The 10,387-nt window shown below is 38.0% G+C and carries 9 protein-coding genes; 1 reads left to right on the top strand and 8 read right to left on the bottom strand.

The features are described from left to right. Nucleotides 1–91: 91 nt before the first annotated feature. Both RRY75_RS03995 and RRY75_RS03990 read right to left on the bottom strand, forming a co-directional pair. Nucleotides 92–808: a hypothetical protein gene (locus RRY75_RS03995; protein ID WP_332492509.1), complete on the bottom strand. Its 717-nt coding sequence runs from the start codon at nt 806–808 to the stop codon at nt 92–94. Between the two features lie 64 nt (nt 809–872). Continuing rightward, complete coding sequence (locus RRY75_RS03990) at nt 873–1,754, bottom strand: LysR family transcriptional regulator (RefSeq protein WP_332492511.1); 882 nt, start codon at nt 1,752–1,754, stop codon at nt 873–875. A gap of 111 nt (nt 1,755–1,865) precedes the next feature. Here RRY75_RS03990 and RRY75_RS03985 point away from each other — a divergent pair, with 111 nt between their 5' ends. Further along, the gene (locus RRY75_RS03985; RefSeq protein WP_332527306.1) at nt 1,866–2,855 is read left to right on the top strand and encodes a TDT family transporter; all 990 of its coding nucleotides are present in this window, start codon (nt 1,866–1,868) and stop codon (nt 2,853–2,855) included. Nucleotides 2,856–3,030: 175 nt separating this feature from the next. On the opposite strand, the gene rpoD is transcribed toward RRY75_RS03985, so the two are convergent. The 6 genes from rpoD to RRY75_RS03955 all read right to left on the bottom strand — a co-directional run bounded on the left by rpoD (nt 3,031) and on the right by RRY75_RS03955 (nt 10,375). Further along, complete coding sequence (rpoD, locus tag RRY75_RS03980; RefSeq protein WP_332492515.1) at nt 3,031–4,116, bottom strand: RNA polymerase sigma factor RpoD; 1,086 nt, start codon at nt 4,114–4,116, stop codon at nt 3,031–3,033. A gap of 207 nt (nt 4,117–4,323) precedes the next feature. Next, complete coding sequence (locus RRY75_RS14260) at nt 4,324–6,438, bottom strand: cobyrinate a,c-diamide synthase (protein ID WP_332527305.1); 2,115 nt, start codon at nt 6,436–6,438, stop codon at nt 4,324–4,326. Beyond that, nucleotides 6,431–7,717 (bottom strand): precorrin-6y C5,15-methyltransferase (decarboxylating) subunit CbiE, encoded by a 1,287-nt coding sequence (gene cbiE / locus RRY75_RS03970; protein WP_332492519.1) that lies wholly within the window; start codon nt 7,715–7,717, stop codon nt 6,431–6,433. The genes RRY75_RS14260 and cbiE overlap by 8 nt, the downstream gene beginning before the upstream one ends. Then, the gene (gene cobK / locus RRY75_RS03965) at nt 7,707–8,507 is read right to left on the bottom strand and encodes a precorrin-6A reductase (RefSeq protein ID WP_332527304.1); all 801 of its coding nucleotides are present in this window, start codon (nt 8,505–8,507) and stop codon (nt 7,707–7,709) included. Before cobK ends, cbiE begins: the two co-directional genes overlap by 11 nt. Continuing rightward, nucleotides 8,497–9,246 carry a precorrin-3B C(17)-methyltransferase gene (cobJ, locus tag RRY75_RS03960; protein WP_332492523.1) on the bottom strand — a complete coding sequence of 250 codons (750 nt, stop codon included), beginning with the start codon at nt 9,244–9,246 and terminating at the stop codon, nt 8,497–8,499. Before cobJ ends, cobK begins: the two co-directional genes overlap by 11 nt. Before the next feature lie 76 nt (nt 9,247–9,322). After that, nucleotides 9,323–10,375, bottom strand: a complete 1,053-nt coding sequence (locus RRY75_RS03955) for a cobalt-precorrin 5A hydrolase (RefSeq protein WP_332527303.1) — start codon at nt 10,373–10,375, stop codon at nt 9,323–9,325. Nucleotides 10,376–10,387 lie beyond the last annotated feature (12 nt).

Raw genomic sequence — 10,387 nt, 5'->3', positions numbered from 1 at the left:
TTTGCTTTACTCCTATCTAAGCTAACAGGAGTTTGACTCCTTACATCACAAAAGGGCTATCGCAATAAAGCGACAACCCCTTTGCTTTCTCTTAATTTTGTTTACGTATCACAAGTAGAAGGTTTTCTACCCATCCTTTTTGATACTTTAGTGAAATATAGCCGATAATAGATATAACAACAGCGCCTACTGCATCTACGATTAAATCTTTCATCGTATCCATTAAGGCCATTCTGCCTATAAGTTGCTCTCCATTTTCAAAGGCAAATTTTTGCATATTAGTACGTAATAATCCATCTGCAAAAAATTCATAGAACTCCCAAACAACACCCATTGTAATCGCAAAACAAAATGCAAATACGACTACGAAAAGCGGGCTTAAATTGATAGGTACTTTTTCTGTTTTATTTAAAAAGTTAATAAACGAAAATCCTAATGCGCCTAGCATTGCTCCGCTAAAGGTATGTAGAATAGTATCCCAATGAGGAACAGTGTAATAGAAACTACGCACTTCTCCTAAGTAGATGGCACAATATAAAAAGAGAGTATAAAGTAGCATCATACTAGATGGAATCTCAAGATTAATTTTCTTTTTAAGCATACCTGGTAGCAACATCGCGAATACGCCTACAATACATTGTAGCAACATTAGAACATACTCACTCTTAAGTCTTACGAAAGGTCTAGTTGGATCTAGTTCACTTGGTGCCAATGTCATCGCAATCACAATATAAACGATTGAAAAGATAAGTGAAAGCATAACAAAATAGTTGATGACCTTTTTCCAATTGATTTTTTTAATGTTCACAAGCTAAATCTCCTTTTTATTTACTTCTTTCTATTATAAAGGATTTTCACGTGCCGTCAATAACTTAGGCATTAAACTCATCCAAAGCCTCTCTAAAGACTTGAGTTACTTTTGATGTGGCAAGCTCACGTGGCAAAATATATGAAAAGCTTCTTTTGTAAGCCTCATCTATTTTAATCACATTGACTTCTTCCATACATGCCGCCTCTTTTGCAATATATTCAGATACCATAGCAATCCCTAATCCATTTTTCACAGATTCCTTGATGGCATAATTACTACCTAAAACAAGTTTGGTTTGAGGGATAATTTGATTATGTGCTAAAAACATATCTAGATATTCTCTTAATCCCGATCCTTCTTCCCTAGTTACCCATCTTTGATGTTGTAGACTTTCTTTATCAAAAGGCTGCTGCCCTATAGCCGCTTCTTTTGGTGTCATAATGACCAACTCATCTTCTAGAAAATAGACTTGTTCAAAGTCTCCCATATAACCAAGCCCCTCTATCAATCCTATGTCTAGCTGAAGTGCTTGCACCTTTTGCCTTACTCTAGCTGTATTATCAATGACAACTTCTATTTCAATATCCGGATACTGCTCACAAAATTGCTTCAAAAAATGTGGCAAAATACACTCTCCTATTGTGTACGTCGCTCCAATTTTCAGCATCCCTTTTATAGTACTTGATAAATGGTGCATTTCTTTTTCAGTTGTTTCTAATAATACAATCATTTCTTTAGCTCTTCTATATAACAAATGACCCTTTTCAGTAATCGTAATATTTTTTTGCTTAACTGATCTTATAATCAGCTGCGTATCAAAATGCCTCTCCAAATTTTTGATATGTACACTTACACTCGGTTGAGAGAGATTAACGCGTTCACTGGCTTTAGTGAAGTTTTTATATTCTACAACTGCTACAAAAGTTTTAAGTTCTTCTAACATGATTTACTCCAATCATTAATATTTTTAATGATATGCATTAAATACATTCATTTTACTTATCATTATATCCTTATTATACTAAATTTATCAAACAACAACGAGGTGGTCTTTATGATAATTAAAACACTTACGCCCATTAAATTGACATGTCATCATTTTAAAAATATTCCAGTAGCCATTACAGGTATTTCTCTTGGCTTTATCACACTAGGCAATCTGTGGGGTGGTTTAGGCGCATTCTGGTTGCAAGATTTTGCAAACCTATTTGCAGCCACAGCCGTTATACTTATGCTCATTAAAATTTGTCTTCATCCTCAAAAAAGTTATGAGGAAATACAACACCCTATGATTGGTAGCTTTTACCCTACAATTGGGATGACTTTAATGGTCTTTTCTAACTTTGTTGCTACTTCTATAGGTATTACAGCCGGCAGATGTGTCTGGTGGTTAGGTATTGGGATTTTTATAATCCTTGCTACCCTATTTCTCATTGCTCAACTTAAGAACTTTTCTTGGCATAATGTACTGCCTAGCTGGTTTGTACCACTGGTTGGAATTGGTGTAGCTGCTGTATCAAGTGGCCCTGTGAGGATGAGCCAGTTTGCACGTATTTTCTTCTATGTGGCTTTTATCGCTTATTTATGTGCTCTACTCGGTTTCATTTACCGTCTTGCTACACACGGTAGTATACCAGAAAATAAAAAATTAACACTTGCCATTATCGCTGCCCCCGCAAGCGTATGCTTAGCTGGTTATATGACAACAACAAATATTCCTTCGGCGATTATCTTAGCAATACTCGTACCTCTAGCAATTGCTTCAACTTTCTATGTATACACTTTAATCCCTAAATTTTTAAGTATACCTTTTCATCCAGGTTTTGCACCTTTAACTTTCCCTCTCGCGGTGGGAAGTGTAGCCATCCAACGTTTTGCTAACTATCTATCAAGTATCAACTCTAGCTCTGCAACATTTTTTTATCAACTTTTTTATATTGAATTATTTGTGGCAACACTTGTTATTGGCTATATTGTCTACAAGCTCTTAGCCCTTCTTTTCCAAGTACTTTTTAGTCCTAATAAAAATCTTTTTTCTCACTAAACTTCACACAACAATAATGATATCCAAAAAGAGCCAATTTACTCCCCCTAGTAAATTGGCTCTTTTATGTGTTAATCTATTTATACAGTACACACATGCTGACTGCTACTTTTTCTCACACAGATGTAGTAGCAAAACAGCCCACAACTCCTTGGCGAATATTGCAGGCTTCTTATTATTGTAAATAATCTTTTAATTTATTACTTCTACTTGGATGACGAAGCTTTCTAAGCGCTTTAGCTTCAATTTGACGAATACGTTCTCTTGTAACGTTGAAATCTTTACCAACTTCTTCAAGTGTACGTGCACGTCCATCTTCAAGACCAAATCTAAGCATCAGTACTTTTTGCTCTCTTTCAGTGAGTGTTTCAAGTACTTCGCTAAGTTGTTCTTTAAGAAGTGCGAATGAGGCTGCCTCAATTGGCACAGGTGTATCCTCATCAGGAATAAAGTCACCTAAATGGCTATCTTCTTCTTCTCCGATAGGTGTATCTAAAGATACAGGTTCACGAGAAATCTTCATAACTTCACGTACTTTTTCTACTGGCATGTCCATAAATACTGCGATTTCTTCTGGCTGTGGGTCACGACCAAGTTCTTGAAGAAGTTGCTTAGAAGCACGCATTAATCTATTCATTGTTTCTACCATGTGTACTGGAATACGAATAGTACGCGCTTGGTCTGCAATAGATCTTGTAATAGCTTGTCTAATCCACCAAGTTGCATAAGTACTAAACTTGAACCCTTTACGGTAGTCAAATTTCTCAACAGCTTTAATTAGACCTAGGTTACCTTCTTGAATAAGGTCAAGAAGTGCCATACCACGTCCAATGTATTTTCTTGCAATACTTACAACAAGTCTTAAGTTAGCTTCTGCAAGTCGCTTCTTCGCCTCTTCATCTCCTTGTTCAATACGTTCTGCAAGCGCAATCTCTTCTGCGCCTGAAAGAAGGGGTACTTTCCCAATTTCTTTTAAGTACATACGAACAGGGTCATCTATGCTCATATCATCTGGAAGGGTAATATCGATTTCTTCTTCTACCTCTGCTTCCATCTCTTTCATATTGCCGATAATGTCGATACCTTGAGCTTCTAAATATTCATATACCTGTTCAATCTTGGCTGGATCCACATCTAAATTTACAAATGCTTCAATGATATCTGTTTGCTCGAGCACACCTTTTTTGTCTTTAGCTAAGGCAATAAGCTGTTCCAGTTTTGTTTTAAACAATAATTTTGGATCTTGTACTTGTTCTTTCAAATTCTGTACGCTCCTTCGGATGATATTTTCAAAAAATGTCTATTGACTTTATTGGTCTTTTGTAGTATACTGTAGTTTACATTATTTAACCTTTTAATCATACCTTTTTTAAGGCCTCTTGTCAATATTTTAAACATAAATTTTATAATATAATCATAAATCTACAAAAAACCCCCTATTCCTATTACTGGTTAAGGGGCTTTTTTACTAAATTTGCCTATTTGCGGCCATATAAAGAAGTGCATTACATAATGCTGCTGCAATATTACTCCCGCCTTTTCGCCCTTTTGCAATAATATATGGTACATCAACTTGCATCATTTGCTCTTTTGATTCCACTACATTCACAAATCCAACAGGTACACCTATCACTACCTCCGGCATCAGCTTTCCTGTTTCAATAAGCTCTTTGATCTTTAAAAGGGCTGTAGGGGCATTTCCAATAGCAAAAATAAGAGGACCACAAAGTTCCGCTGCCTTTTCAATTGCAACGGCCGAACGTGTTGTACCTTCTTCTTTGGCTCGTCTTGCCACATCTTCATCTGCTACAAAACAGTGAACTTCTCCTCCAAAACTTGCAAGGGTTGTTTTGTTAATTCCAGCTTTAGCCATTTGGGTGTCGGTTACGATATGAGCTCCATTCTTAAGAGCTTGAATAGCACGTTCCACAACGTGATCAGAAAAACAAAGATTGGTCACATATTCAAAATCTGCACTTGTATGAATCGCACGTTTAATAAGTGGTGCATACAAGGGATTAATTTCAGTTTCTCCCAAAATCTCTTCAATCATACGAAAACTTTCTTTTTCTATCTCGTAAGGAAGTAATTTTTTCAAGTTTTTATCAGATTTATAGTTTTTACAGGCCTCTACAAAGTTTTTAGCCATTTTAGGTTGAGCATAAAAATGTGTATGAGGATATCCTGCAAATAGATTTTCACCACCTTCTATGCATTCCCACTCCAATACCTTATTAGCTTTTCGTCCCTTACATGCTATTCCATTACATTTAGAATCCGAATAATGGAATTCATGTACTTTCACCTTTTCTCCCTTTTGGAGCAACAGCGTATCTTGCTGTGCCTCTAACTCTACATATCCAAAACGCACGAGACGCTTAGTCATAAAAGCTTCCCCTTTTAAGGCACCAACCATTTCATACTGGCTTCCATCTAGAAGTTTTAAAGACTCTTGTAAATACATAAATCCACCACACTCAGCAATACATGGCATGTGTGCTTCTATTGCTTGCTTAATTGCTTGCTTCATAGACTTATTTTCTGCTAATTGCTTCGCATATACTTCTGGATAACCGCCACCTAATAGTAAGCCTTTAATTCCATTTGGAAGTGCCTTATCTACTAAAGGTGAGAAGGCAACAAGTTCTACACCTAAAGTCTCTAAAAGCTTCAAGTTATCTTCATAGTAAAAAGAGAAAGCCTTATCCTTAGCTATACCTATTTTAATTTTAGAATGCTTTTGTGTGTACTTAATCTGCCCCTCTTTTAGGTCTTCTTGATCTTTATCTTCTTGATCTGGATTTTGGTTCTTATTCAGTTCTTCCTCTACATTACATGTTACATCGTAAGTGTCCTCTATTATTCCCCTAAGTGCCTGAGGCATGTCACCTTGTAGCGGGTCCACATCTGCAGCAAGTTCTAAAAGGCCTGCTATATCTAAGGTCTCTTGTGTTGCCTCATAGAGTATTTGGATTTTATCTTCTAAATCTGCTACTTCTTTTGCTGTTACAAGTCCTAAATGCCTACTTTCTAAGCTAGCCGCTTCGATTCTTGGCAAATACCCATACACTTTTAACGTTGTATGTTTTTCTATCATCTGTTTATAGTACCCATAACTCATCTCACTAATCCCATTTAAAACAACACCTTTAATGGTATTTTCTTTAAAATTCATAAATCCTTGTAACATAGGTACAACTGAAAGCCCCATACCTTGACAAGATGTTATAAGCACTACCGGTGTCTGTGTCTCCTGTGCAAGTTCATAGCTACTTGCCTCAGTCGTATCGCCTATTCCATCATAAAATCCCATAACACCTTCGATAAGTGCTAAGTCTCTTCCTTTTGTATGCTGGTCTAAAAGATAGTTACAATTTTCTGCACCCATCATATATAAATCCAAATTATAAGAAGGGGTATGTAGCACTTCTTTATGAAACATAGGATCGATATAATCTGGTCCGCATTTAAAAGATGCTACCTTTAATTTCTGCTCATAGAAATGCTTTAGCAAAGCACAGGTTAAAGTCGTTTTACCCGCTCCACTTCCTATCCCTGCTATCATCAATCTTCTTTTATTCATCTATCTGTTTTCCTTTCAAAGTTAAAATAAATATAGGATTTTGTCCCATCATCATATGATAGTTACCTATTTTGTTGCTATTAGCCACACTCACTTGTGTACAGCTTATTTCAAGTTCAAACTGCTTTACACAACTTATGACCTCTTCCAAAGTCTCAAGGCTAATGGCCGTTACCACTATATGTATACTCGGATTTTTGCCAAGCAACACTTCCAAAATAGCCTGTAGCGCTCCCCCACTTCCTCCAATAAACGCCTTCTGTGGTGTAGGTAAATGTTCTAGCCCCTCGGGACACTTCGCCCGAATGACTTTCATATTAGGGAGTTCAAATCGCTGTTGGTTTTGAATGCATAGCTCTATGGCTTCTTCCTTTTTCTCTAGCGCATAGACAAAGCCTTTTTTAGCTACGCGTGCCATTTCAATACTCACAGACCCCGTTCCTGCTCCAATATCATAAATACAGTCTGTTTCTAAAAGTTGTAATTTGCCAAGGCACACTGCCCTTACTTCTTCTTTGGTCATCGGGACCTGCCCTCTGTAAAAAGCCTCATCAGGTAATCCTGCCGTGACACAAGGGTAGTACCTTGAATGCGTCCGCTCAATGAGCATCACTGCCAAATCCCTAAAACATGTCTGGACAAATTCCTGAGCCCTACCTTCAACAATGCGCTCCGTCTCATAAGACAAGTCTTCTCCAATATAAACCTTTACCTGACCTAGTCCTTGCTCACTTAGTGCTTGACAAATATTTTGCACTCTATATTTGCCTCCCGTTAAGACAAATACTGCTTCGTGGGTCAACACTTCTCCCAAAACACTATTTTCCCGTCCATGTACACTTATAGTGTGAATACCTCCATAAGGCTTTTGAATACGATTACAAAAATATTGGAGAGAACTTAGACCTGATATCCATTCCACCTCTATAGTCTCTTTATAAGTTTGCTGTATCCAATTGGCAATACTAAAAAATCCTGTATCACCAGATGCCAGTATCCCTATGCTCTTTTTATTTTCATATGGATCTTTTTCATTCTCCATAATTTCAACATACTTTTTAGAGCTCAAGTCTTGAATCATTTCTTCTAAAGTTTGTCTCATCTGACTCAAAGTACAGCAATATATTAAAGCTTCTGGATTTCTAAATCCACTTGTCTCTTCTATCAGCCTTTTTGGTCCTATTAGTATATCACACTTACTCATAGTTTCTATAGCTTCTAACGTCAAATAGCGTTTGTTACCTGGTCCCATTCCTATTACTTTTATATCAATTTCCATCTGTCACTTCCTTAATCCACTTATAAAAAGTTTCGAGTGTCATTCCTTCTTCTTGTACAGGCCTTCTTAAACACAGTACAACCACACCTACATCCTGTGCCGCCTCTAGCTTTTCCTTGACTCCCCCCATATCTCCAGATGCTTTAGTTACCATATATCTGGCCTTTACATGCTCTAGCATGGTGCCATTAAGTGCTCTAGAGAAGGGTCCTTGCATACATATAAAGTGAGACATCAAGTAACCCTTTTGTAGCTGTGCAGCTAGCACTTGGGGCAAAGGCAACATTCTAACATAAAGCCGCTCTTGAAAGTGAGCAAGTTGAGCATAGGCTTCTAAATCTTTACTCCCTGTTGTTAAAAGAACATTTCCCGTAGTTGTTTCTAAGTAATGTACAATTTCCTCTATTGTGTCAAAGTATAGTATAGATAAAGTGTGTATAGTCGAATCCCTTGCCCACCCCTCCATTATATCTTCTCTTATAATCCGTTTATAAAGAACACCTACTTCATTGCAGGCACCTTTGCAATTTAAAGTTGCTTCTTTCGCATAAGGATGACTTGCATCAATAACCAAATCATACTTTTCCTCTTTCAGCAAACTTTCAAATCCCTTTTGGTTTAATCTTTCTTGGAGAATCTGGGTATGCTCTCCTTTATAAGTTGCTAAGACTTCTTCCCCATAACAAGTTGCTACACTTATGGTTACAGATATGTTCAAGCTTTGCAAGTATTCTACAATATATCTTCCTTCTGTAGTCCCCCCTAATACAAATACATGATTAAAACTCATAGCGTTTTGCATACCCCCTAGGTGTGACCATCTTTCCATTAATTTGTTGCGTCTCACTATTTCCCACAATAACCGTAGTAAACATATCTACCTGAGTTTTGGCTAACGCTTTTAAACTTAGGATTTCATACTGTTCACCTTCTCTTCCTATATGTTTCACATACCCACTTACCGTATCTGGACTTCTATGTGCCATAATGAGGTTACAAGCTTTCTCCAAATAATCCTGACGTTTCTTACTAGATGGATTATAAAAGCAAATAACAAAGTCAGCCTGCGCCGCTAGTCTAATACGCTTTTCAATGATTTCCCACGGGGTTAACAAATCACTTAAACTCATTACCACAAAATCGTGGATAAGTGGTGCCCCGAGTATAGCTGCCCCACTACAAGCTGCTGTTACCCCCGGCACAACCTCAATGTCTATCTCCGAATAAGACGTCGTGACTTCATACATAATCCCCGCCATGCCATATACACCCGGGTCCCCACTACACACCATAGCTACTATCTTTCCAGACAAGGCTTCCTCCCTTGCTACCTTACACCGCTCTACCTCTTGCTTCATCCCTGTAGCCAGTAAAGTTTTATGGCTAAAGACCTCTCTGATTAACTCTATATAAACTGTATATCCTACAATCACATCACTGGCCTCTAGTACCTCGTATGCCCGATGTGTCATATTTAAAGCACCACCAGGTCCTAATCCTACCACATAAATTTTCTTTTTCCCCTCCATAACCCATTCCTTTCTTAACCCTCATTACAATTTTATTCTTCTCTTATCGTGTTGCTTGTTCTCAGTGGCTATTTTATCAATGTCGACTTTGTGAACCAAGTGAACACCCTTTATTTACAAAGCTAATTTTATAACCCTCTACTGCCAAAGCACAGGTGACACCTTCTAAAGCTGTTTTAAAACTTATCAACTCTCCCCCGTGGCTTGCCTGTACTGCTGCGCGTTCGCATACATTATCTACACCCGTCACTTGCTTGACAAATGCCGAAGCTGTAAAGTGCCCTTCCACACTCATTAGTGTAGATACACTATAACTTACAAAGAGTTTACTCTTCTCTTTTGTCCATGCCAAAAGCCCTTCTTCAGCTTTTTTAAGGTCTATTGTTCCAATACATTTCACGGCTTCAAGCGGGATCTCAAGCCGTGCTAGTTCCTGACTTATCAGCATATCAATTTGAGCCTTGGATACACCTTTTCTACACCCTATGCCAACTGTCACCACCGGAGGAATTAGCCAAAGGGTCTTTACAAAAGGTTGTTGCTTCTGCCAGCCAACCCATATACCTAATAAGGGTTTACTTTCTTGTTCTTCCTGACCTAGCCCCTTCCAAATTCCTTCAGGCAATATGCCCTCTAACACCCCATCACACTCAAGGCCTACTTTCTTTCCATGCAACAACGCTGCAGAAATGTCACGCGCTAACTTATAGTCTGTTATATAGAGCTCATTCTCCTTTGCCCATTCATCTACAGCAAAACAACCTTCCAAGTCCGTCGCCGTTGTAACAATAGCTTGTGCCCCAAGTATTTTACTCACAGTCCTTGCCAATTTATTTGCACCACCTATATGCCCTGACACAAGGGGGATTACATACTGACCGCATTCATCTACCACAAGTACCGCAGGGTCCTTAGCTTTACTTTCCAAATATGGTGCTATCGCCCTTACCGCTATACCTGTTGCTCCTATAAAAACAAGTGCATCACACCTTTTAAATTGTGCCTTTGTCCATTCCCCTAAGGACGTTTCTATCTTACATAATCCTTCTTCTTGAAACTTTGAAAGATGATACCCGCCTATATCATTTTCTTGTTCTGCTTTCAACACTTCTATAAGCCTTCTCCCCACCTTTGCTCCTTT

Source organism: Niameybacter sp., assembly GCF_036655075.1.
In the GTDB taxonomy this organism is placed as follows: Bacteria; Bacillota; Clostridia; order Lachnospirales; family Cellulosilyticaceae; genus Holtiella.
Note: the sequence above shows the minus strand (reverse complement) of the source record. Positions and strands in the feature narration are given on the sequence as shown.

Bases quoted from the DNA above. Each gene is read 5' to 3' on its own strand.
- RRY75_RS14260 (WP_332527305.1), bottom strand. From the start codon at position 6,438: ATGAATAAAAGAAGATTGATGATAGCAGGGATAGGAAGTGGAGCGGGT.
- RRY75_RS03985 (WP_332527306.1), top strand. From the start codon at position 1,866: ATGATAATTAAAACACTTACGCCCATTAAATTGACATGTCATCATTTT.
- cobK (WP_332527304.1), bottom strand. From the start codon at position 8,507: ATGAGTTTTAATCATGTATTTGTATTAGGGGGGACTACAGAAGGAAGA.
- cbiE (WP_332492519.1), bottom strand. From the start codon at position 7,717: ATGGAAATTGATATAAAAGTAATAGGAATGGGACCAGGTAACAAACGC.
- cobJ (WP_332492523.1), bottom strand. From the start codon at position 9,246: ATGGAGGGGAAAAAGAAAATTTATGTGGTAGGATTAGGACCTGGTGGT.
- RRY75_RS03990 (WP_332492511.1), bottom strand. From the start codon at position 1,754: ATGTTAGAAGAACTTAAAACTTTTGTAGCAGTTGTAGAATATAAAAAC.